This is a genomic window from Aquipuribacter nitratireducens (assembly GCF_037860835.1).
GTDB lineage: Bacteria > Actinomycetota > Actinomycetes > Actinomycetales > JBBAYJ01 > Aquipuribacter > Aquipuribacter nitratireducens.
Genome location: NZ_JBBEOG010000002.1, coordinates 423,756 through 445,957 on the forward strand (window position 1 = coordinate 423,756; position 22,202 = coordinate 445,957).

At 75.4% G+C, this 22,202-nt stretch carries 20 protein-coding genes; 15 read left to right on the forward strand and 5 right to left on the reverse strand.

The window, feature by feature from the left end; all coding sequences use genetic code 11:
- Window positions 1-44 precede the first annotated feature (44 nt).
- Together WAB14_RS05395 and glgP are read left to right on the forward strand one after the other, a co-directional pair.
- Window positions 45-341 carry a DUF1540 domain-containing protein gene (locus WAB14_RS05395; RefSeq protein ID WP_340268130.1) on the forward strand — a complete coding sequence of 99 codons (297 nt, stop codon included), beginning with the start codon at window positions 45-47 and terminating at the stop codon, window positions 339-341.
- Window positions 342-389: 48 nt separating this feature from the next.
- Complete coding sequence (gene glgP, locus WAB14_RS05400; RefSeq protein ID WP_340268132.1) at window positions 390-2,969, forward strand: alpha-glucan family phosphorylase; 2,580 nt, start codon at window positions 390-392, stop codon at window positions 2,967-2,969.
- Window positions 2,970-3,012: 43 nt separating this feature from the next.
- Here glgP and WAB14_RS05405 read toward each other — a convergent pair whose 3' ends face one another.
- Window positions 3,013-3,777 carry a 2,3-bisphosphoglycerate-dependent phosphoglycerate mutase gene (locus tag WAB14_RS05405; protein WP_377002437.1) on the reverse strand — a complete coding sequence of 255 codons (765 nt, stop codon included), beginning with the start codon at window positions 3,775-3,777 and terminating at the stop codon, window positions 3,013-3,015.
- 143 nt (window positions 3,778-3,920) lie between these two features.
- Between WAB14_RS05405 and WAB14_RS05410 the strand changes: the two genes are divergently transcribed.
- Together WAB14_RS05410 and WAB14_RS05415 are read left to right on the forward strand one after the other, a co-directional pair.
- Entirely contained in the window at window positions 3,921-4,163 is a 243-nt protein-coding gene (locus WAB14_RS05410; RefSeq protein ID WP_340268134.1) for an AbrB/MazE/SpoVT family DNA-binding domain-containing protein, read from the forward strand.
- Window positions 4,160-4,540, forward strand: a complete 381-nt coding sequence (locus WAB14_RS05415; RefSeq protein ID WP_340268136.1) for a type II toxin-antitoxin system VapC family toxin — start codon at window positions 4,160-4,162, stop codon at window positions 4,538-4,540. Before WAB14_RS05410 ends, WAB14_RS05415 begins: the two co-directional genes overlap by 4 nt.
- Before the next feature lie 58 nt (window positions 4,541-4,598).
- On the opposite strand, the gene WAB14_RS05420 is transcribed toward WAB14_RS05415, so the two are convergent.
- Both WAB14_RS05420 and WAB14_RS05425 read right to left on the reverse strand, forming a co-directional pair.
- Window positions 4,599-4,934, reverse strand: coding sequence for a hypothetical protein (locus WAB14_RS05420; protein WP_340268138.1), 336 nt, complete (start codon window positions 4,932-4,934; stop codon window positions 4,599-4,601).
- Between the two features lie 568 nt (window positions 4,935-5,502).
- A complete protein-coding gene (locus WAB14_RS05425; RefSeq protein WP_340268140.1) occupies window positions 5,503-5,625 on the reverse strand; it encodes a hypothetical protein in 123 nt (40 codons plus the stop codon).
- Window positions 5,626-5,809: 184 nt separating this feature from the next.
- Here WAB14_RS05425 and WAB14_RS05430 point away from each other — a divergent pair, with 184 nt between their 5' ends.
- On the forward strand, window positions 5,810-6,106 hold the full coding sequence (locus tag WAB14_RS05430) for a hypothetical protein (protein WP_340268142.1): 297 nt from the start codon (window positions 5,810-5,812) through the stop codon (window positions 6,104-6,106).
- Between the two features lie 234 nt (window positions 6,107-6,340).
- On the forward strand, window positions 6,341-6,808 hold the full coding sequence (locus tag WAB14_RS05435) for a DUF3592 domain-containing protein (RefSeq protein WP_340268144.1): 468 nt from the start codon (window positions 6,341-6,343) through the stop codon (window positions 6,806-6,808).
- Window positions 6,809-7,991: 1,183 nt separating this feature from the next.
- On the opposite strand, the gene glgX is transcribed toward WAB14_RS05435, so the two are convergent.
- On the reverse strand, window positions 7,992-10,277 hold the full coding sequence (glgX, locus tag WAB14_RS05440) for a glycogen debranching protein GlgX (RefSeq protein ID WP_340268146.1): 2,286 nt from the start codon (window positions 10,275-10,277) through the stop codon (window positions 7,992-7,994).
- Window positions 10,278-10,335: 58 nt separating this feature from the next.
- Here glgX and WAB14_RS05445 point away from each other — a divergent pair, with 58 nt between their 5' ends.
- From WAB14_RS05445 to WAB14_RS05485, 9 genes are all read left to right on the forward strand, one after another.
- Window positions 10,336-11,187, forward strand: coding sequence for an enoyl-CoA hydratase/isomerase family protein (locus WAB14_RS05445; protein WP_340268148.1), 852 nt, complete (start codon window positions 10,336-10,338; stop codon window positions 11,185-11,187).
- A gap of 1 nt (window position 11,188) precedes the next feature.
- Window positions 11,189-12,190, forward strand: coding sequence for a class I SAM-dependent methyltransferase (locus WAB14_RS05450; protein ID WP_340268150.1), 1,002 nt, complete (start codon window positions 11,189-11,191; stop codon window positions 12,188-12,190).
- 161 nt (window positions 12,191-12,351) lie between these two features.
- Window positions 12,352-13,689 carry a glycosyltransferase family protein gene (locus WAB14_RS05455; protein ID WP_340268152.1) on the forward strand — a complete coding sequence of 446 codons (1,338 nt, stop codon included), beginning with the start codon at window positions 12,352-12,354 and terminating at the stop codon, window positions 13,687-13,689.
- Window positions 13,676-14,923 (forward strand): glycosyltransferase, encoded by a 1,248-nt coding sequence (locus WAB14_RS05460; protein ID WP_340268154.1) that lies wholly within the window; start codon window positions 13,676-13,678, stop codon window positions 14,921-14,923. The genes WAB14_RS05455 and WAB14_RS05460 overlap by 14 nt, the downstream gene beginning before the upstream one ends.
- The gene (locus WAB14_RS05465) at window positions 14,920-16,146 is read left to right on the forward strand and encodes a glycosyltransferase (protein WP_340268156.1); all 1,227 of its coding nucleotides are present in this window, start codon (window positions 14,920-14,922) and stop codon (window positions 16,144-16,146) included. The genes WAB14_RS05460 and WAB14_RS05465 overlap by 4 nt, the downstream gene beginning before the upstream one ends.
- Window positions 16,147-18,006 (forward strand): ABC transporter ATP-binding protein, encoded by a 1,860-nt coding sequence (locus WAB14_RS05470; RefSeq protein WP_340268158.1) that lies wholly within the window; start codon window positions 16,147-16,149, stop codon window positions 18,004-18,006.
- A complete protein-coding gene (locus WAB14_RS05475; protein WP_340268159.1) occupies window positions 17,999-19,405 on the forward strand; it encodes a phosphotransferase in 1,407 nt (468 codons plus the stop codon). The genes WAB14_RS05470 and WAB14_RS05475 overlap by 8 nt, the downstream gene beginning before the upstream one ends.
- A complete protein-coding gene (locus WAB14_RS05480) occupies window positions 19,402-20,595 on the forward strand; it encodes a phosphotransferase (RefSeq protein ID WP_340268160.1) in 1,194 nt (397 codons plus the stop codon). The genes WAB14_RS05475 and WAB14_RS05480 overlap by 4 nt, the downstream gene beginning before the upstream one ends.
- Before the next feature lie 32 nt (window positions 20,596-20,627).
- A complete protein-coding gene (locus tag WAB14_RS05485; protein WP_340268161.1) occupies window positions 20,628-21,440 on the forward strand; it encodes an acyltransferase in 813 nt (270 codons plus the stop codon).
- On the opposite strand, the gene WAB14_RS05490 is transcribed toward WAB14_RS05485, so the two are convergent.
- Window positions 21,340-22,083: a class I SAM-dependent methyltransferase gene (locus WAB14_RS05490; RefSeq protein ID WP_340268162.1), complete on the reverse strand. Its 744-nt coding sequence runs from the start codon at window positions 22,081-22,083 to the stop codon at window positions 21,340-21,342. The two genes, WAB14_RS05485 and WAB14_RS05490, sit on opposite strands and share 101 nt — an antisense overlap.
- Between the last annotated feature and the right edge of the window lie 119 nt (window positions 22,084-22,202).

A 22,202-nucleotide genomic window follows, 5' to 3' on the forward strand; every position in this document is an offset into this window, starting at 1 on the left:
TCGTCTGCGTCCGCTCGTCTGACGTCCCGTCCGCAGGAGGACCCATGCCCGTCGGTGCCGCGCTCCCCATCGTCCACTCGTGCGAGGCGACGTCGTGCGCCTACAACGGCGAGCACCACTGCCACGCCGCCGCCATCACCATCGGCAACAGCGGCTCCGCCGCGTGCGAGACGTTCCTGCCCGCGGACGCGCGCGGCGGCACCGAGTCCGGCGACGCGCAGGTCGGCGCCTGCCACGAGGCGGGCTGCGTGCACAACGAGAACCTCGAGTGCACCGCCGAGGAGATCGACGTCGACACCTCCGGCGCGAGCGCGGTCTGCCTCACCTTCGCGGCGCGCTGACCCGTCCCGCCCGCCGGGGTGACCGGCGAGCGCATACGCTCCCTGCACGTGAGAGCAATCCGGCGCTTCACCGTCCGCACCGTGCTGCCCGAGCCCCTCGCGCCGCTCGGCGAGCTCGCGCTCAACCTTCGCTGGTCGTGGCACACCCCGACCCGTGACCTGTTCGCCTCCCTCGACCCGCGCAAGTGGGAGGCCGCCCGCCACGAGCCCGCGCGCATGCTCGGGCTGCTCACGCCCGAGGAGCTGCAGGTCCTCGCCGAGGACGCCGCCCTCGTGCGCCGGGTACGCGCCGCGGCGGAGGAGCTGCACGGGTACCTCACGAGCGACCGGTGGTACCAGCGGCAGCAGGACGTGCCGGCGTCCATCGCGTACTTCTCGCCGGAGTTCGGCATCGCGGCGGCCCTGCCGCAGTACTCCGGGGGCCTCGGCATCCTCGCCGGCGACCACCTCAAGTCCGCCTCCGACCTCGGCGTGCCCGTCGTCGGTGTCGGGCTGTTCTACAAGACCGGCTACTTCAAGCAGTCCCTGAGCCGCGACGGCTGGCAGCAGGAGACCTACCCCGTCCTCGACCCCGACGGCCTGCCGCTGTCGCTGCTGCGCGAGGAGGACGGCGCCCCCGCGGTGGTGACGGTCGGCCTGCCGGGCGGGCGCACGCTGCGCGCGCACGTGTGGCGCGCGCAGGTCGGGCGGGTGCCGCTGCTCCTCCTCGACTCCGACATCCCGGGCAACGACGAGCGGGCGCGCACGGTGACGGACCGGCTGTACGGCGGCAGCAAGGAGCACCGGCTCCAGCAGGAGATGCTCCTGGGCATCGGCGGCGTGCGGGCCCTGCGGCTGTTCTCCCGGCTCACCGGCGCGCCGGAGCCCGAGGTCTTCCACTCCAACGAGGGCCACGCGGGCTTCCTCGGGCTCGAGCGCATCCGCGAGCACGTCGAGGCCGGCCTCGAGTTCGACGAGGCGCTCGAGGCGGTGCGCGCGGGCACGGTCTTCACTACGCACACCCCCGTGCCCGCGGGCATCGACCGCTTCGGCCGGGACCAGATCGAGACGTACTTCGGCGGCGACAACGGCGTCGACGGCGTCCCGGTGGGCAAGGTGCTCGCGCTCGGCGCCGAGGACTTCGACGGCGGCGACCCCAGCGTCTTCAACATGGCCGTGATGGGCCTGCGTCTGGCGCAGCGCGCCAACGGGGTGTCCCGCCTCCACGGGGTCGTGAGCCGCGACATGTTCGAGGGTCTCTTCCCGGGCTTCGACGCCACCGAGACGCCCATCTCCTCCATCACGAACGGCGTCCACGCGCCGACGTGGGTGGACGACCGCGTCGTCGCGCTCCTCGCCGAGCAGGGCGGCGTCGTCGGCGACGGCTCCGACAAGGGCGCCGTCGACTGGTCGGCCGTCGAGCGGGTCCCCGACGAGGCCCTGTGGGCGCTGCGCCGCACGCTCCGCGAGCAGCTCGTGCAGGAGGCGCGGCGCCGGCTGCGGCGCTCGTGGCTGCGGCGCGGTGCCTCTCCCGCCGAGCTCGGGTGGGTCGACGACGCGCTCGACCCCGACGTCCTCACGATCGGCTTCGCGCGCCGGGTGCCGACGTACAAGCGGCTCACCCTCATGCTGCGGGACCCGGAGCGGCTCAAGGCCCTGCTCACCCACCCGACCCGCCCGGTGCAGCTGCTCATCGCCGGCAAGTCCCACCCCGCCGACGAGGCGGGCAAGCGGCTCATCCAGCAGGTCATCCGCTTCGCCGACCAGCACGACGTGCGCCACCGCATCGCGTTCCTGCCGAACTACGACATCGCGATGGCGCAGTCGCTGTACCCGGGCTGCGACGTGTGGCTCAACAACCCGCTGCGCCCGCTCGAGGCGTGCGGTACGTCGGGGATGAAGGCCGCGCTGAACGGCGGGCTCAACCTGTCCATCCTCGACGGCTGGTGGGACGAGTGGTTCGACGGCGAGAACGGCTGGGCGATCCCCACCGCCGACGGTGTCGACGACCCCGACCACCGCGACGACCTCGAGGCCGCGGCGCTCTACGACCTCGTCGAGACGTCCGTCGCGGCCCGCTTCTACGACCGCGACGAGGCCGGCCTGCCGCGCCGGTGGCTGCAGATGGTGCGGCACACGCTCGCGACGCTCGGGCCGAAGGTCCTCGCCGACCGCATGGTCGCCGACTACGTCGGGGAGCTGTACGCGCCGGCCGCCGTCGCCTCGCGCGAGCTCGACGGGACCCCGGACCACGCGGGGGCACGCGAGCTCGCGGCGTGGAAGCAGCGCGTGCTCCAGGGCTGGCACGCCGTCCGCGTCGACCACGTCGAGTCCGGCGACGTCGCCGACTCCCCGCAGGTCGGTGACCCGCTGCGGGTCGACGCGTACGTGAGCCTCGGCGGCCTCGACCCGGACGACGTCGACGTCCAGCTGGTCCACGGCCGGGTCAACGACGCCGACTCCCTCACCGACGTCCGCTTCGAGCCGCTGGCGCACGCCGAGGCGTACGAGGGCGGGCGGCACCGCTTCTCGGCGACGCTCGAGCTGCGCCGCACCGGCCCGTTCGGGTACACGGTGCGGGTGCTCCCGCGCCACGACGCGCTGTCGTCGGTCGCCGAGCTCGGGCTGGTTGCCAACGCGGGCTCCTGACCCCACGGCACGTGCGCGGCTGAGGAGCGGCGCGCTGCGCTGATCAGGACGGCGGCGACCCGGAGTCGCCGCCCTGGGCGGCCACCTCGGCGGCGGCGCGGGCTGCTGCCTCCGGTTCGAGGTAGCGTCCGCCGCGGACCACGGGCACGAGGTCGTCATCGAGCTCGTACACGAGGGGCATGCCCGTCGGGACGTTGAGGTGTGGCACCTCGTCCGGCGTCATGGCGTCCAGGTGGGACACCAGGGCGCGGAGGGAGTTGCTGTGCCCCACCACCAGCGGGACCTGCCCGGCTCGCAGCTGGGGGACCAGCACCTGCTCCCAGTGGGGGAGCAGGCGCGAGACGACATCGGCGAGGCTCTCCGTCCGTGGTGTCTGCTCCGGCGACAGGTCGCGGTAGCGAGGGTCGCAGAGCAGCTCGGCGTGCGCTGCCGGGCTGCGCGGAGGGGGCGCGACGTCGTAGGAGCGTCGCCAGGCGCGGTACCGCTCGTCGCCGTGCTCGGCTCGCACGGCGCTGCGCTGGTGGCCCTCCAGTGCCCCGTAGCAGCGTTCGTTGAGGCGCCACGAGCGGTGGACGGGCAGCCAGGCCCGCCCTGCCGCGGTCACCGTGATCGCACCTGTCCACGCCGAGCGGGTGAGCAGGGAGGTGTGCAGGACGGTGGGGAGCAGGCCCGCGTCGGCCAGCAGCCTGCCCGCGCGGTGCGCCCGCTGCTCCCCGTCCGGGGTGAGGTCCACGTCGACCCAGCCAGCGAACCGGCCGGCGGCGTTCCACGCGCTCTGGCCGTGGCGGAGCAGCAGCAGGGTGGGCACCTGAGGATCCTGCTGCAGCCGCCGTCCGGCGGCTCGTCCTGGTTCGGCGCTCCGTCGCCGCGTGAGAATCCGACAACAGATCGTCCCCCGGGGCAGGCACGGCGCTCGTGGCATGTCGCATCGGGCCGTGTCACACTTGCCCGATGGATGCCACGCTCGTGCTCGGACAGCAGGGCCGTCTTGTCATCCCTGCCGACGTGAGGGCCGCCCTGGGACTGGCTCCCGGTGACCGTCTGCACCTGCACCTGGCGGGACGCCGGCTCGTCCTGGAGCGTCAGCAGGACGCCGCCGCAGAGCTGCGGGGCTTCGCCGCCTCGGTGCCTGCCTCCCGCTCCCTGGTCGAGCAGCTCCTCGCCGAGCGGCGTGAGGCAGCAGCCCGCGAATGACCGTGCTCGACGCGTCTGCGGTCCTCGCCCTCCTGCACGACGAAGCCGGCGCGGACATGGTCATGGCTGTCCTGCCCGGCTCGCTGCTGGGGGCAGCCAACCTGGCCGAGGTCATCGGCAAGCTGGTCGACGAGGACGTCGACCCCGCGCGGCTGCGGGAGCTGCTCGGTGCCGCAGGCGTGCGGGTGGAACCAGTGACCGAAGCCGATGCCGAGCTCGCGGGCGCCATGCGAGGCCTCCCCGGCGGTCGTTCGCTGTCCCTCGGGGACCGCTGCTGCCTCGCCCTGGCGGTCCGCAGCGATCCGCCGCAGGTCCTCACGGCGGACCGGGCCTGGGCGGACCTCGACGTCCCGGTCGACGTGCGACTGGTCCGGTAGCGGATCGGTATCCGGTGAGCCGGTGCCGCGTTCTCGAACGCTCCCTGAGTTCGGGTCGTCAGCGCCCCCACAACTCCATCTGCAACGACGCGAACGCCAGGAACGGCAGGAGGAGTAGGACGTTGACCAGCGAGATCAGACAGGCGGGGCGGAGCCATGGCGCCCGGCGACGCACCGCCATCACAGTCAGAGGTGCAGCGAGCATCGCCATCGGACCCGCCGCAAGGACTGCCCAGAACGAGGCGACAAAGAGCCAGGCGGAGGCCAGGAGCATCGACCCGGCGTAGAGCGCGACCGACAGCAACCAGGGCGCCGCCAGCAGCGCCGTCGCCATGAAGCCCGAGCGCAGCACCCGGTCGTCTCGCCGCGACCCCAGCGGCGCGGAGGGCGCCATGGGCACACTCGTCATGGCCGAGCCCCTACGAACGAACGTGCACTTCATCGGTCCTCCCTCTCGCATCAGCGTGCACGAGCAGCACCGTCTGCATGGCCCTGTTCGTGACGTTCATCCGCGAGGGCGTTGGTCCCAGCAGGGGATGGCTAGCTGGCGATCGTTCGCGAGGCGTTGCTGATCACTCCTCATGGCGTCGACGAGCTCCCCGGCCCGATGTGGGGTAGCCAGGCAAACCCGCCAGGTACCAGATCACGACCACGATCAGTGGCAGCGCAAGCAAGCCCCACTGCGGCCCCGCCTGCAGAGCCAGGATCGCGATGACGAGGAGGCCTACGCCTACCAAGATCAGTACATGGTCGCTGCCTCTCACGACTGATGAGCCAGAACGCTCGACCTGAATCGGCACTTGACCGCAGCCTCGGCCACTGTCGGTACCCGTCCAAGCCGAACGACGCGAACGCAGCCACGAGGAGGAGCAACGCGACGGCGTCCGACATACCCACCACCTTGCCCGATCACCGGCGGGGTAGATGGGGGCCCGACTACCGAAGACTGACCGGTCAAGCGCTCAGCCGGCGACCGACTCCGCCTCCCGTCGCACCTGGGTCCCGCCGAGGATCGGCACGCTCCGCATGCCGATCCGCATGCGGGGCGGCGTCAACCGGCGGACGAGGGCGGCGCTGGCCGGCATGGTCGAATCCCTCGACGAGTGGCCGCTCCGCCGGACGGCGCCAGCGTTCGGGCACCATGAGTCGGTGAGGGACTCGCACGTAGGGGCCGGGGAGGGGGAGGCTCATTCGACGGGCACGCGGCCTGCGCTCCCGCGGTCCTGGGAAACGGCCGTCCTGTCGTTGTTGCTCGGTGTCCCCCCGGGCGTGCTGGCAGCGTTCTGGTTGGACTACTGGATGGGCGAGCAGAGGGCACGGGCGCTTTCTCCAGACGACTACGCGCTGTACGACCCCCACGGCTATGTGCTGGTGTTCGGGTCCCTGCTCCTCCTCGGCCTGGTCCTGCTGGCCGGTCTCGCGCTCCTGCCGTGGACGCTGCGGCTCGCCCGCCGTCGCGTACGGGCCGTCTGGCTCCCCGTGGCCTTGAACGCCATCGATCTTCTGCCGCTGCTTGGCCTGGCACTGCTTCTTCTCGCTGCGTTGTCGGCGCCTTTTCGCCCATGAGGCGGGCGGTACCTTGCCCGCACAGGCATCGGCTACCGGCGACGGCGTCTCGTTCTGATGCGGGGGTGGTGATGGCGGCTAGAGGGTTGCGCTTCGGCGGACGATGCTCCCGGCACCGTGGTCAGCATGGCTACGGCGAGGGAGGATGTCCGCATGGCGGAGCGTCGCGGGGGGCGCCGGGCTCGTACGCCCACGGCGGCTGAGCTGAAGGCTGAGCGTCGCACGCGTGCAGCCGTGCTCGTCAGCCTCGGATTCCTGTCGCTTCTCGGAGTCGTCTTCCTGCTCGGCGCAGTGGACAGCGTCCGAGACGAACGCGCCTTCGAGGCGGGGGTCGCCCGGACGACTGCGACGGTGCTCTCCATCGACTACGAGCGCCGTACCCCTGTAGTTCAGCTGCGCTTCGAGACGCGTGGAGGCGGTGTTGTCGAGGCTGCCACCAAGGAGTTCACACCGCCGGAGGGCGATTACCGGCTGCTCGCCGAGGGGGACTCGCTAGACGTCATCTACCAGCTCGACGCGCCGGCTCGAGTCCGCGCGGTCGAGTGGTCCGAGCAGTACTGGCATGCGTGGGAACTGGGGCTGCTGGGCGCCTTCTTTCTGCTGTTGGCCTGGGGGCCGTTCGCTGTTGACATGCTGGCGCGGGTATGGGCGGCTGCCCGCGGGTCCCAGGCCGAGTGGGTCAACGACGCCTCGGCGGAGTGACAGCAAAGCATCTAGTCCGAGGATGTCGGCGTCCAGGCTGCTTGCCGTCCCGCTCACTGATCCAGTAGCGGACACGGCTGGCCGGCCGATGGAACACTCAGGGCGTGCGGAACTGCGAGAAGGCGTTCCACCCGGACCAGGCGTCCGCCCGTGCCGCGCTCTCCAGCATCCAGCAGAAGGCCGCCAGGAAGGACAAGCAGCGCCGGCTCCCTGTCCGGGTCTACCCGTGCGATTTGTGCGACGGCTGGCACCTCACGGCGCAGCCAGTGGACGGCCGAACGCCGCCGTGGGACCGCGACCCAGAGTGGGTCCGCCCGAACGGCACGGCGCACCTCCAGCAGCGGTCCGCCGCGGTCGTCACTGCGGCACGTCGACGACGCAAGTGAGACAGAGCAGGGTTAGCACGCACGGGTTCCCGTTCGGCCGTCTGGCGCTGCCTGACCGCTGTGGCCCCGCGCCGAAGGTGACATATTGCCGGTAGCCAACCGGCTGCCGGCTACGTTCAGATCGCGGTCGGGCTCAACTGTGAGGCGCACTCTGAGCACCCTCAAGCATGCGGCAGAACCAGTCAGCCGTGTCCTGTAGATCGTGGTCTGTGCCTGGCGTGTAGAGAGCACAGATGACAGCCCGAACGAGGTAGTCGCCCCGCCGGTTCGTGGCGACGTCGGTCCCGTTCTTCCGCTTTAGGTACTCCCAGCAAGCAACTCGAGCAGATGTGAGCTCCTCTGGACTGCTCTGCCCCTGGTTCCAATAGCGCTGGGCCACGGCCATCGCGTCAGCGCCCACCGTGGGCATTCGGGTTGTCCAGCGCGCTAGGTCCTGCAGCATCGCCTGGCTGAGGAACACCAGCGGAGGGCGGCCCGAAGCGGCAGCGTCCTCGGCGGCCGCCTTTACTGCCTCCGCAGGGTCCAGCACCCCTGCGACTCTACGGTCGAAGGCGGCTCCCGCGACGCGCCCTGCCCACGAGCAATTCAGGGTCGTGGGCCCTTGTGGCGATCCGGTCGAGTGGTCGCCCTCCCACCTGGCGCGCTCCCGCAGGCGGCGCCCTGGTTGTCCCCATAGCCGACCCTCCTCCGGGAACACCGACAGGCGATCGCCGATCGACCTGCGAGGACTCCCGCTCGTCCTGACAGACCTGTCCGGTCAGGCGTCCCGCAACGGGTCGCCGTACGGCGACGCCGCCTCAGCTCCGGACGACCCGCAGGAGCGTGAGGCTCCGGGACTCGACCGTCACCCGCTCCCCGCCGCGCAGGTCGGCGGGGCCCGCGCCCGCGTGACCGCCGGGACCGGTCGGCCACGACGGGCGCTCCTGGACCGACGACCACACGCGCCGGTAGCCCGCCGCCCACGGCGCCTCCGGCAGCTGCACCTCGCGGGGGTGCGCCCCGCCGTGGACCACGACGAGGAACGACTCCGCCCGCACCGGGTCCCCGACGTCGTCGCGCTCGAGCAGGTGCTCCGCGACGCCGTCGCCGTTGAGGAACGCCAGCAGCGTGCGACGCCACGGATCCGCCCACGCGGCCTCCGACACCTCCTCGCCGTCTCCGTCGAACCAGCCGATGTCCCGGGTGCCGTCGGGGCGCTGCCGGGGTCGGTCGCCGAAGTGGCGGTCCTGCCGCAGGACCGGGTGCGCCGCGCGGAGCCCGACGAGGAACCGCGTCGTCTCCACGAGGTCGCGCTGCCACGGCTGCAGGTCCCAGTCCGTCCACGTCGTCGGGTCGTCGAGGCAGTAGCCGTTGTTGTTGCCGAGCTGCGTGCGCCCCAGCTCGTCGCCCGCGAGCAGCATGGGCACACCCGCGGACAGCAGCAGGGTCCCGAGCAGGGCGCGCAGCGACCGCCGCCGCTCCAGCAGGACGGCGGGGTCGTCCGTGGCCCCCTCGTGGCCGTGGTTCCACGACAGGTTGTGCCCGTGCCCGTCGCGGTTGTCCTCGCCGTTGGCCTCGTTGTGCTTCCGGTCGAACGACACGAGGTCGGCGAGGGTGAACCCGTCGTGGGCGGTCACGAAGTTGACGCTCGCCGTCGCGTCGCGGGAGCCGCCGCGCCGCCGGCCGCCGAAGACGTCCTCGGAGCCGGCGAGCCGGGTCGCGAGGTCCCGCACGCCAGGTCCCGGGCGGCCCTCGAGCTCTGCCCGCGACCCCTCGAGCCAGAACGCGCGCACGCCGTCGCGGAACCGGTCGTTCCAGTCGGCGAAGGGGACGGGGAACTGCCCGGTGCGCCACCCGTACGGGCCGACGTCCCACGGCTCCGTTACGAGCTTGACGTCGCGCAGCACGGGGTCGGTGCGGGCGGCGACGAGGAACGGGTGGTCGCGGTCGAATCCGCCGACCCCCTGGTCGTCGTCGTGGCGGCGGGCTAGCGCCGGCGCGAGGTCGAAGCGGAACCCGTCGACGCCCATCTCGCGGACCCAGTACCGCAGCGAGTCCAGGGCGAGGCGCGTGACCTCCGGGTGGGACAGGTCGAGCGTGTTGCCGGTGCCGGTGACGTCGAGGTAGCGGGCCCCGGCGGTGCGGTAGTAGAGGGCGTTGTCGAGACCCCGGAAGCTCAGGGACGTGCCACCGTCCCCGCCCTCGCACGTGTGGTTGTAGACGACGTCGAGCCACACCTCGAGCCCGGCGGCGTGCAGCGTGCGGACGGCGTCCCGGAACTCCTCGACCGCGGCCGCGGCGTCCCCGCCGGCGCGCACCGCGGCGCTGTAGCGCGGCTCCGGGGCGTGGAACGACAGCGTGCTGTAGCCCCAGTAGTTGACCCCGCCGCGCTCGGCCAGCCCCGGCTCCGCGGTGCTCGCGTGCACGGGCAGGAGCTCGACCGCCGTGACGCCGAGCGCGAGGAGGTGCTCGACGACGGCGGGGTGAGCGAGGCCCGCGTACGTCCCCCGCAGGGGGCCGGGCACACCCGGGTGGCGCATGGTGAGACCGCGGACGTGCGCCTCGAGGACGACGGTCCGCGACCACGGGGTCCGGGGGCGACCCGCGTCGAGGGCCGCGACGCCCGCCGCGTCGAGCGGGGCCGTCACGACGCCGAACGGCACGTCGCCGAGGGAGTCGAGCGGGCTCGGCACGTCGCTCGCGCGGCCGTGGTCCCGGACGTGGTCGAACAGGGAGGCGCCGAACCGGACGGGACCGTCGAGCGCCCGCGCGTACGGGTCGACGAGCGCCTTCGCGGGGTTGTACCGCAGCGCGGCCGCGGGCTCCCACGGCCCGTGCGCCCGCAGCACGTAGCGGTCGCCCTCGAGAAGGCCCTCGACCCAGCCGTGGTGCACCGTGCCGGTGCGTCCGGGCAGGCGCACGCGGTGCTCCCGCCGCCCGCCGGGCGCCCGGGGGTCGGCGCGGACGACGCACACCTCGACGGCGTCGGCGTGGTCGGCGACCACCGCCACCGTCGAGCCCCGGGGCCCGGGTACCACCCCCAGCGGGAACGGCCGGGCGTTGCCGGTCGCGCGCAGCGGCGGGGCGGAGGCGTCGTGGAGCACGGGGTGCAGTCTGCCCACCCGCACGGGGACCGGCAGGACCGGTGGCAGGATCGGGCCCATGCCCGACGTCGAGACGCTCGCGTGCGGCCCGCACGTCCAGTGGGAGACCGCCCCGCACGACCCGGCCCACGGTGACCCCCACGCAGGGGCCGGCGACGCCGACTGGGTGATCGGCACCGTCCGCCTCGTGCGGCCGCCGATGAACCCCATCGGGGCGAGCATCCGCGACGGCGTCGCCGAGGCCGTCCGCCACGCGCGCGCCGACGCGCGCGTCCGCGGGGTCGTCGTCACCGGCGGCGACGTCTTCGCCGCGGGCGCCGACATCAAGGAGATGGCGGGCATGGGCATGCGCGACGTTCTCCGGCTCGCCGCCGACCTGCAGGGCGCGCTCGACGACGTCGCCGGGCTGCCGGTCCCCACCGTCGCCGCCGTCAGCGGGTTCGCGCTCGGCGGCGGCTTCGAGCTCGCGCTCGCGTGCGACCACCGGGTGCTCGACGAGGGCGCCCGCGTCGGCCTCCCGGAGATCACCCTCGGCCTCGTCCCGGGCGCCGGCGGCACGCAGCGCCTCGCCCGGCTCGTCGGCCCCGGGCGGGCGAAGGACCTCGTGTGGACCGGGCGCATGGTGAACGCGGCCGAGGCGCTCGAGCTGGGTCTCGCCGACGAGGTGGCCCCCGCCGGGACGGCGGAGACCGCGGCCAGGGCCCGTCTCGCGCGGTACGCGACGGCCGCCCAGGTCGCCGTCGCCGCGGCGAAGCAGGCCGTCGACGCGGGCCTCGACGGCTCGCTCGCGGAGGGGCTGCAGCTGGAGCGCGGCCTGTTCGCCGGCCTCTTCGGCACGCGGGACGCCCAGGCCGGCCTGCGCTCCTTCGTCGAGCAGGGCCCCGGCAAGGCCGTCTTCGAGGGGAGCTGACGTGGGCGACGACACCCCGGGCGACACGCCGGAGGAGACCCCGCGTCCTGCGGCCACGGAGGCCGAGGTCGAGGCCGCGTGGCACGACACCGACCTCGCGCAGGTGCTCTACCACGACTGGGAGTCCGGCACCTACGACGACAAGTGGTCGATCTCCTTCGACGAGCGGTGCATCGACTTCGCCTCGGCCCGGTTCGCCACCACCCTCGGTCCCGCCGCGGCGGCAGCCCCGAAGCCGTTCGGCCGCGCGCTCGAGATCGGGGCCGGGACCGGCTTCTTCTCCCTCAACCTGCGCCAGGCCGGCTGGCTGGAGGAGGTCGTCGTCACCGACGTCTCCGCCGGGATGGTCGACGTCGCCCTCGAGCACGCCCGCAGGCTCGGGTTCCCCGACGGCGAGGGCGGGGTGAGCGGCCAGGTCGCCGGCATCACCGAGCTGCCCTTCGACGACGCCTCCTTCGACCTCGTCCTCGGTCACGCCGTCCTCCACCACGTCCCCGACGTCGAGGCGGGCCTGCGCGAGTGCCTGCGCGTGCTGCGTCCCGGCGGCCGGTTCCTCTTCGCCGGGGAGCCGACGGTCGTGGGCGACCGCTACGCCCGTGCCCTGGGGCGCGCGACGTGGGCCGTGACCACCCGCGTCACGCACCTGCCGCCGTTCCGCGAGCGCTGGGCGCGCAGCAAGGAGGAGCTCGACGAGTCCTCGCGCGCCGCCGCGCTCGAGGCGGTCGTCGACCTCCACACCTTCCACCCCGGCGACCTCGCCCGGACCGCCCTCCGTGCGGGTGCCGTCGACGTCACGACGGCGACGGAGGAGCTGCTCGCGGCGTTCCTCGGCTGGCCCGTGCGGACCTTCGAGGCCGCCGTCAACCCCGAGCGGCTCGGGTGGGGCTGGGCGATGTTCGCCTACCGGGGCTGGCAGCGGCTCGGGCGCGTCGACCGCGTGCTGTCGAAGGTCCTCCCGCAGGGCGTGTTCTACGACGTCGGGGTGACCGGCACGAGACCCTGACCCGGGCCCGACGGCCCCGGACATGACAGGTCTCTCACCCACATGAGAGACCCCCCATGCGGCGCTCACGTTCCTGCCACACCCGCGCGACACCGTCCGTTCACCAGCGGTTCACCAGACGGCGCAGCACGCGCCGGCGCCGCGGGGCAGACGGAGGACGTGTGGACAGCATCGCGACCGCAGCGCCGGCCACCCCGGGTCGGCTCGCCCGCACCGACCGTCGACGCCGCACCCGGGGGGCCGCACCCGCGCGGCTGAGGCGGGTCGCCCTCTACTCCCACGACACCCAGGGCCTCGGGCACGTCCGACGCAACATCGCCGTCGCCGCCGCGCTCGTCGGCGCCGACCCGGCGACGAACGTCCTCCTCCTCACCGGCGCCCCGGAGGCGACCTCCCTCCCGCTGCCGCCGCGGACGGAGGTCGTCACCCTCCCGGCGCTCGCCAAGTCCACCGACGGCTCGTACGCCAGCCGCGTGCTCGACGCCCCCCTCGCCGACGTCCTCCGCATCCGAGCCGGCGTCGTCACCGCCGCGCTCCTCGCCTTCGCGCCCGACCTCCTCGTCGTCGACAAGGTGGCGCGCGGGGTCCACGGCGAGCTCGACGAGGCCCTCCGCGTGCTTCGCGAGACGCTGCCGACACGCGTGGTGCTCGGGCTGCGGGAGGTCCTCGACCACCCCGTCGCCGCCCGCCGCGAGTGGGAGCGCGACCGCACGGACGACGTGCTCCGTGACTCCTACGACGCCGTGTGGGTGTACGGCGACCCGCGGGTCTACGACCCCGTCGCCGAGTACGGGCTGTCGCCGGACGTCGCCGCCATGACGGTCCACACCGGCTACCTCGGCCGCGGGCGTCAGGACGGCACCCGCACGCGCACCCGCGCGGGCCGGGTGCGCCGACCCGACGGGCCGTACGCCCTGTGCCTCGTCGGCGGCGGCCAGGACGGCGTCGACCTCGCCCGCGCGTTCCTCGCCGCACCCCTGCCGACGGGCGTGCAGGGGATCGCGGTCACCGGCCCGTACATGGCCGCCGAGCAGCGCCGCGAGCTGCGCGGCCTCGCCGCCGCCCGCGACGACGTGCGGGTCCTCGACTTCGTGCCGGACGCCGCCGACCTCGTCGCCGGCGCCGCCGCCGTCGTGTCGATGGCGGGCTACAACAGCGTGTGCGAGCTCCTCGCCGCGCGCCGTCCCACCCTGCTCGTGCCACGGGTACGACCCCGGCGCGAGCAGCTCGTGCGCGCCCGCCGGCTCGCCGCGCGCGGTCTCGTCGACATGCTCCACCCCGACGTCTGCCACGCGGGCGCGGTCGGTGACTGGCTCGCCCGCGTCCTGCCGCCGGCGGCCGACGCGGACCGACCGGCTCCCGAGCAGCCCGCGGACGTCGACCTCGACGGCCTGGCGCGCCTGCCGGGCCTCGCCCGCTCCCTCGTGGCCGCGGCCCCTCGGCGACCCGCCGCGGCCGCGGCGACGAGAGACCTGGAGGTGGACCGTGTCGCCGTCTGACACCCCGCGCATCGGCTACGTCCTCAAGATGTACCCGCGCTTCTCGGAGACGTTCGTGCTCACCGAGGTGCTGTCGCTGGAGGAGGCGGGGGCCTCGCTCGAGATCTTCTCGCTGCGGCCCCCGGTCGACGCCCGCTTCCACGCCGACCTCGCCCGCGTGCAGGCGCCCGTCACGTGGGTCGACTCCTCCTCGGTCCGCGCGAGCGAGGCGTGGCAGCGCCTGCGCGAGGCGGCCACGCGCCTGCCCCGCCTCCCGGGCCTCCTGCCGGAGCTGCTCGAGGCCGACGCGCGGGACGCGCTGCAGGCCGTCGCCGTCGCCGACGCGGCCGTCGCCCGTGGCCTCGACCACCTCCACGCCCACTTCGGTAGCGTCGCGACGACCGTCGCCCGGCTCGCGGCGCGCCTCGCCGGGATCACGTACTCCTTCACCGCGCACGCGAAAGACGTCTTCCACGAGTCCGTCGACGACGACGACCTGCGGCAGAAGCTCCGCGACGCCGCGGCGGTCGTCACCGTCAGCGCGTACAACGTCGCCCACCTCCGGGAGCGGTTCGGCGCCGACGCGGGTCGCGTCCGGCAGGTCAACAACGGCATCGACCTCGACGCGTTCGCGTGGCGCTCGCCGCGGCAGCGGCCGCGTCACGTCGTCGCGGTCGGTCGACTCGTCGAGAAGAAGGGCTTCGGGGACCTCGTCGAGGCGCTGCACCTCCTCCGCGCGTCCGGCGACCCGGTGACGTGCGACGTCGTGGGGTCGGGGCCGCTGCTCACGGAGCTCGCGGCCCGCGTCGCCGCGCTCGGGCTCACCGACCGGGTCCGGCTGCTGGGGCCCCGGACGCAGGACGAGGTCCGAGCAGCCGTCTCCGCCGCCGCGGTCATGGCGGCGCCGTGCGTGGTCGGCGACGACGGCAACCGCGACGGGCTGCCCACCGTCGTCCTCGAGGCGATGGCGCTGGGGACGCCGGTCGTGTCGACGCCGGTCACGGGGATCCCCGAGGTCGTGCGCGACGGTGACACGGGCCTCCTCGTCCCGGAGCGTGACCCCGCCGCCCTCGCACGCGCGCTGCGTCGCCTCCTCGACGACGCCGACCTGCGCGAGCGCACCGCGCGCGCGGCGCGCTCGCTCGTCGAGTCCGGCTACGACCGGCGGGACCAGGCCCGGCGGCTCCGCGCGATGCACGCGGAGGTGCTCGCGGGCGGCCACCGGTCGCGTGCGGTCGAGGCGGTGCCGGCATGAGGGCCGTCGTCGTGTGCTCGGACCCGGGCATCCCCGTGTTCGGCACCAAGGGCGCCTCCGTCCACCTCCAGGCCGTCCTCACCGAGCTCGTGCGGCGCGGGGACGACGTCCACGTCGTCTCGCCCCGTCCCGGGGGGCCCGCTCCCGACTGCCTCCGCGCCGTCACGGTCCACCGCCTGCCGGCCGTCAGCGGCACCCTCGGGGCGGCGCGGGAGGCCGCCGCCCGCGCGAGCGACACCGCCGTCGCCGGCGTCCTCGACCGCCTCCACCGGCAGCGTGCGGGCGTCGACCTCGTCCTCGAGCGCTACAGCCTGTGGGGCGGCACCGGCGTCGCGTGGGCGGCACGGCACGGGGTCCGCTCCGTCCTCGAGGTCAACGCCCCCCTCGTGCGCGAGCAGGCCGACCACCGGGAGCTCCACGACGTGGCGGGCGCGACGGCCGCCGCCCGGCGCTCCCTCGGCAGCGCCGGCGCCGTGGTGTGCGTGAGCGACGGTGTCGCCCGCTGGGCGCGCGAGGAGCTGCGCACCTGCGACGGGGACCCCGCGCGCGTGCACGTCGTCGCGAACGGCGTCGACACCGCTCGCGTCACCCCGGCCCGCCGACCCGGCGGGGTGCGGCCCCTCACCGTCGGGTTCGTCGGCAGCCTCAAGCCGTGGCACGGCACCGAGCACCTCGTGGACGCCGTCGCGCTCCTGCGCCGGCGCGACCCGCGGTGGCGGCTCCTCGTCGTGGGGGACGGGCCGCAGCGCCAGGCGCTCGTCGACCGTGCCGGCGCGCGTGGCGTCGCCGACGCCCTCGAGCTCACCGGCGCGCTCAGCCCGGTCGCGGTCGCCGCACAGCTGCACCGCATGGACGTCGGGTGCGCCCCCTACGAGACCGCCGCCGACTTCTACTTCTCGCCCCTCAAGGTCTACGAGTACCTCGCCGCCGGCCTGCCCGTCGTCGCGGCCGACGTGCCCGGGATGGCGGGGCTCCTCCGCGCGGGCGCGGCCGGCGACCGGTCGCTCGGGCGCCTCCACCGGCCGGGGGACGCCGCCGACCTCGCCGACGCCCTCGCAGCACTGGCCGCCGACCCGCTCGCCCGTCGCCTCGCCGGCGCCCGCGGCCGGCGAGCGGCCGTCACCCGGCACACGTGGCGGGCCGTCGTCGCCCGCGTGCTCGCCCTCGCCGACCACGCGCCGCAGCCGCTGCCGGCCCGTGTCGCCGTCGGGGCGGTGGTGTGAGTGGCGCGACGACCGACCGGCCTGCGGGACTCCGCCCCCGCCCTGCGCCGGACCCTCCGCGCCCTGCGCCCCCAGGTCCGCCGCGAGCGGAAGCTGCTCCTCGCCGGCAGCGCCGCGCTGCTCCTCGAGGTCGCGATGCGGCTGCTCGAACCGTGGCCGCTGAAGTACGTCGTCGACGCCGTCGCCGTGGCCACCGGTGCGCAGCTCGGGGTCGCGCAGCCGGCCGGGATCGGGACCGTCATCCTCGTCGCGGCGCTCGCGCTCGTCGCGTTCACGGCGCTGCGTGCCCTCGCGAGCTACCTCATGACGGTGTGCTTCGCCCTCGCGGGCAACCGGGTCCTCACACGCGTGCGCGCCGACATGTACGCCCACCTCAACCGGCTGTCCCTCGCCTTTCACGACCGGGCGCGCACCGGCGACCTCGTCACGCGGGTGACGGGCGACGTGGGCCGCCTGCAGGAGGTCGCCGTCACGGCGGCGCTCCCGCTCGTCGGCAACGTCGTCACGCTCGTCGGGATGCTCGTCGTGGTCGTGGTCCTCGACTGGCAGCTCGCGCTCGTCGTCCTCCTCGTGTTCCCCGTCTTCGCCCTCACGAGCGTCCGGCTCACCCGCCGCATCAGCGGGGTCGCCCGGAAGCAGCGCGTCGCGGAGGGGGCCATCGCGTCGGTGGCGACCGAGTCCCTCGGCGCCATGAAGGTCGTGCAGGCGTACTCCCTCGAGGGTCCGCTCCAGCGGGCCTTCGGCGGCAGCAACGAGAAGAGCCTCAAGGACGGCGTCAAGGCGAAGAAGCTCGCCGCCGGGCTCGAGCGCAAGACCGACGTGCTCGTCGGGCTCGCGACCGGTCTCGTCCTGTACGTCGGCGCCACGCGCGTCGTCGCCGGCGCGCTGACGCCGGGGGAGCTCGTCGTCTTCCTCACGTACCTCAAGACGGCGTTCAAGCCGATGCGCGACGTCGCGAAGTACACCGGCCGGATCGCCCGGGCGGCCGCCTCGGGCGAGCGGGTCGTCGACCTCCTCCAGACCCGGCCGGACCTCGAGGACCGGTCGTGGGCGAGAGCCGCACCGCGCCTGCGCGGCCACGTCGAGCTCCGTGACGTCACCGTCGCCTACGAGCCGGGTCACCCCGTGCTGCGCGACGTGTCGTTCACCGTCCACCCGGGTCAGCGGGTGGGGGTCGTGGGCCCGAGCGGCTCGGGCAAGTCGAGCCTCGTGTCGCTGCTGTCCCGCCTGCGCGACCCCGACCGGGGCCAGGTCCTCCTCGACGGCCACGACGTCCGCGACCTCACGATCGCCTCGGTCCGGCCGCAGGTGGCGGTCGTCCTGCAGGAGAGCGTCCTGTTCGCCACCACCGTGCGGGAGAACATCGCCTTCGGTGCGCCCGGTGCCACGGACGAGCAGGTGGAGCGGGCCGCTCGGCTCGCCGGCGCCCACGACTTCGTCACCCGGCTGCCCGACGGCTACGACACCGTCGTGGGGGAGCGCGGCACCACGCTGTCGGGCGGGCAGCGGCAGCGCATCGCGATCGCGCGGGCCGCCGTGCGCGACGCCCCGGTCGTCGTCCTCGACGAGGCCCTCACCGGCCTCGACCAGGACACCGAGGACGAGGTCGTCGCCGCCCTCGCCCGGCTCACGGACGGACGCACGACCTTCGTCGTGACGCACGACGTCGAGTCGGTCCGCGACGCCGACGTCGTCCTCCGCGTCGAGGCGGGCCGGCTCGTCGCGGCCGGCCCACCGGAGCAGGTCCTCGGGCCCGCCCCGCGACGGCTGTCCGCCGTGCCGACCCCTCCCGCGGAGCCAGCGACGGAGCCGGTCGACGAGCCCCGCGAGGCACCGAGGGGGCGACGTGCGCGTGCCTGACGCCACCCTCGACGGGGACCGGGTCGGCGGCGCGACCGGCCCCGCCGCCGACCGCGTCCCGTCGCCGAGCGGCGCCACCGCGAGGGAGGTCGAGAGGCTCCTCGCCGCCGAGCCGGACGTGCCCGGCCTGCGGCTGCTCCTCGACGCCGAGGCCCTGGCGGGCTGGGCCGCGGCGACCGGCGCCCACCCGCTCGCCGACGGCCGCTACGCGGTCCGCTACCTGCGCTGGAAGCCCGGGGCCGGCGGCGTCGCCCGCCTCGTGCCCGCCGAGCGCGCGCTCCCCGAGGTGTTCCTCGCCGTGTGGCACACGGGGGCCGCCGCGAAGCTCGCGAAGGGGGTCGGCCGGGCCGGCCGTCACGCCGTCCACGTCGACCCCGACCGCCTCGCGCTCGTCGCGAGAGCGGCCGGTGACCGTGACCTGCCCGGGTTGCGTCTCGTGGCCCCCGCGGCGGGGGACGAGGTACCGGCCCGTCCCGGCCGGGACGTGCGGCGTGCGCTGCGGGGGCGCACGAGCCTCCGCCCGCTCGCGTGGAAGCCGGGCCGGCGCTGGGTCGGGCGGGCGTCGTCGCCGGACGGCGCCCTCGACCCGGTCGTCGTCCGCGCGTACCGGCCCGCGGACCTCGGGCGCGCCGTCGAGGGCTGGCGCACCGTCGCGGGACCACCGGGCCCGCCAGGGGCCGCGGGGCGCGTCCGCGCCCCGCGGCCCCTGGCCGTGGACGCCCGCCGCGGGCTGCTCGTCACCGAGCACCTCCCCGGCGTCCCGCTCGACCGGCTGCTGGCGGTGGGCGACGCCCGGGTTGAGGGGGCCCTCGCGGCCGCGGGGGCCGTCCTCGCCGACCTCCACCGCCTGGGCCCGCCGCGTCCGCCGGCACAGCCCGCGGACCCGCTCGCCGCCGAGATCGCGGCGGTGCGGGCGGCGGGGCGCATGCTCCGGCGGCTGCGGCCCGACGTGCTCGACGCGACGGCCGGCCGCACGTCCGGCGCGACGCTCGTCGACGACGTGGTCCGGGGCCTCCTGCGCGGCGGGAGCGGACCCCTCGGTCCGGTTCACGGGGACCTGTCCGCCGACCAGATCCTCGTCGACGCGCGGGGTCGCGTCAGCGTGCTCGACCTCGACGAGGCGGGCCGGGGTCCGCTCGTGGCCGACGTCGCCGACCTCGCGGCCTCGTGGCTCGTCGAGGCGCCGGCGGCCGCCGACGACCGCCTCGGGCGGCTCCTCGACGGGTACGCCGCCCGTGGCGGGTCGTGGCCGGACCCCGACGCGCTGCGGCCCTGGCTCGCCGCCCGTCTGCTGCGACGCGCCGTCGCGCCGTTCCGGACGGGGTCCCCGACGTGGGCGGAGCAGACGGACGAGCTGCTCCGCCGGGTGCGCGGCGTCCTCGACAGGGGACAGCGGTGACGGCGACGACCCGCGGCCCCGCCCTGCTCGGGATCCGCGCGGACCTCCTCTCCCACGGTCTCGGCCTCCGCCGCGCGTGGCCGCGCTCGCCCGAGCACCTGCTGCTCCACGCCGCCGCGGGTCACGGTGAGCCGCCCGGCTGGACGGCGGGGCAGTGGTTCGCCGACGAGGGCAGAGCGGCCGACGTCGCGCGGCGCTGCGCCCGGGCACAGCACCTGCCCGGCACGGGCGTCGTGCTGCAGCCGGCCGGGGCGGACCACCGGCTCCCCGGTCTGCCGACCCTCCTGCAGTGGCCGGGTGCCCGCCTCGTCGCCCACCGTCCCGGCCGGCGGGCCGTCGTCCGCCTCGACCGCCCCGGCACGGACCCGCACTGGGCGAAGGTCGTGCGGCCCGGGCGCGCGGCCGGGCTCGCCCGCACCGCGTCGTGGCGGCCGGCGGGTGTCACGGTCCCCGAGGTGCTCGACGTCGACGAGGCGACCGGCATCGTCGTGACGGCCGACCTGCCGGGCACGACGCTGCGGGCCCTCGCGTCGGCGGACGACCGCGTCGCGGCGTGGCGGGCCACCGGGGCCATGCTCGCCCGCGTGCACGCCGCCCCGGCACCGGAGGGTGCCCCCGTGCACGCGCTCGACGACGAGGTCGCCGTGAGCGTGCGGTGGCTGCGACTGGCCCGGTCGCTGGGTGCACTGCCGCCGTGGGCCGTCGCGCGGCTCGAGGGCGTCGTCGTCGAGCACGCCGCGGCCGCGGGCGCGCCGGCGGTCCCCGTCACCCTCCACCGCGACCTGCACGACGGGCAGGTGCTCGTCCGCGGCACGCGGGAGTGCGACATGGGCGTCGGCGTGCTCGACCTCGACCTGGTGGCCCGCGGGGACGCCGCCGTCGACCTCGGCAACGTCCTCGCCCACCTCGTCCTGCGTGCGCTGCAGGGGGACACCGCTGCGGCGGGGGAGACCGCGTGGGCCTTCCTCGAGGGGTACCGGGGGGCCGGCGGCGCGCTGCCGGCGGACAGGTCGTTGACCGCCCACGTGGGCCTCGCCGCCGCCCGGCTCGCCGCCGTCTACGGGTTCCGCCCGGCGGCGGCCGGCGGGCCGGGCGACGACCCGGACGCCGGCGGGGCGCGGGTCGTCGCCGGCCTCGTCGCGCTCGCTCTCGACCCGCGTCCCGCCGTCCTCGCGGCCGCGCGGGCCTGAGCCCGCGCGCCGCCTCTGCTAGAACCGGGAGGGTGGAAGGGCTCGCCGCCGTCGTCGCCGCGTGGCGGGTCCGGCTGCGCGAGGGCCGCCACCCCGAGCAGTACGCCCACCTGTCCCGCGAGTCGCTCGCGTGGGTGTGGCGCCACCGCGCGCTCACCCCGGGCTACCTCGTCCGCTACGCCCGCCTCCTCCGGCTGCGGCTGCTCCATCCCGACGTCGTGACGCACGGGATGGTCTTCCTCGGGCGCGGCGCGCGTGTCCGGACCGTGCCCGGCTACGGGCGGGTGCACCTCGGGGCGTTCGTCCACCTCGGTGAGCGGACGGTGCTGCGCGCCCACGAGGGGATGCTGCGGGTCGGGGACAAGGTCGTGGCCGGCGCCGACGTCCGGGTCACGTGCTGGCTCGACGTCGAGGTGGGCGACGGCACCCTCCTCGCGGACTGGACGTACGTCGCCGACTTCGACCACGTCCACAGCGACGTCGCCCGGCCGGTCAAGGACCAGGGCATCCGCAAGGCACCCGTGCGGATCGGTCCGGGCTCGTGGCTGGGGCTGCGCAGCGCCGTCCTGCGTGGCAGCGACCTCGGCCGCGGCACCGTGGTGGCCGCCCACGCCGTCGTCCGCGGCGCGTGGCCCGCCGACGTCGTCCTCGCCGGAGTGCCGGCGGTCCAGGTCGCCGACCGTGCCGAGCGGGCCGCGCGGGGCACGTGGCCCGGCGCCGACCTCCTCGCCCACGACCCCGCGCTCAGGCCCGCCGCGCCACCAGCACGAGGTCGAGGGCGTCGTCGAGCGCGGCTCCGGGGCCGCCCGGTGCCACCCGGAAGCCGGCCGCGGCGGCGCGGCTGACGGTGCGGGCGTCGGGCGGTGGCCCGTGGACGCCGAGCACCTGCACGGCCGTCAGGCGCCGGCCGGCCGCGAGCGCCCGGAGCTCCTCGGCGTCGTACTCGCGGTGGTGGTAGACGTTCGCGGGTCGGGCCTCCCGGGGCAGGCCGGGGGAGAACGTCAGCCGGTTCGGCGTCGTGCACACGAGCACCCCGCCGGGGCGGAGCACACGCGCCGCCTCGTCGAGGTGCTCCCACGGCGTCCAGACGTGCTCGATCACCTGGCTGCTCACGACCGCGTCGGCCACGCCGGAGGCGAGAGGGAGCGCGACGACGTTCCCGCGGACGTCGGCGACCTCCGCCCCGCCGTAGCCGGCCGCGGCGTGCGTCGCGGCCGCCGCGTCGAGCTCGACGCCGACCACGCAGGGGCCGGGGACGTCGCGCCGCGCCCGCAGGAGGGTGCTCGCGTACCCCTCCCCGATGCCGGTGTCGACGACGAGCGCCCGGCGCCCCGCACGCCCCGGCGGCAGGAGCCGGGACGCCAGCCGGTACCCGGCGACGTGCCGGGCGAACCAGTACCGCTCCTCCCGCGACCAGGCCGCGTGGCCGTCGTCGGGGCCGGTCCGCTCGCCGGTGAGCGGGAGGGCCGGGCGGTGGGTGTCGGGCACGCGTGGCAGTGTGGGCCCCGCAGGCGCGACGGGGCGTCCGCCCCACCGGGCGGGTCCGTCGAGCCTAGGGCTACTGATGAGTAACATGCCGCCAGGCGCGGGGGCCGACCGTCCCCGCC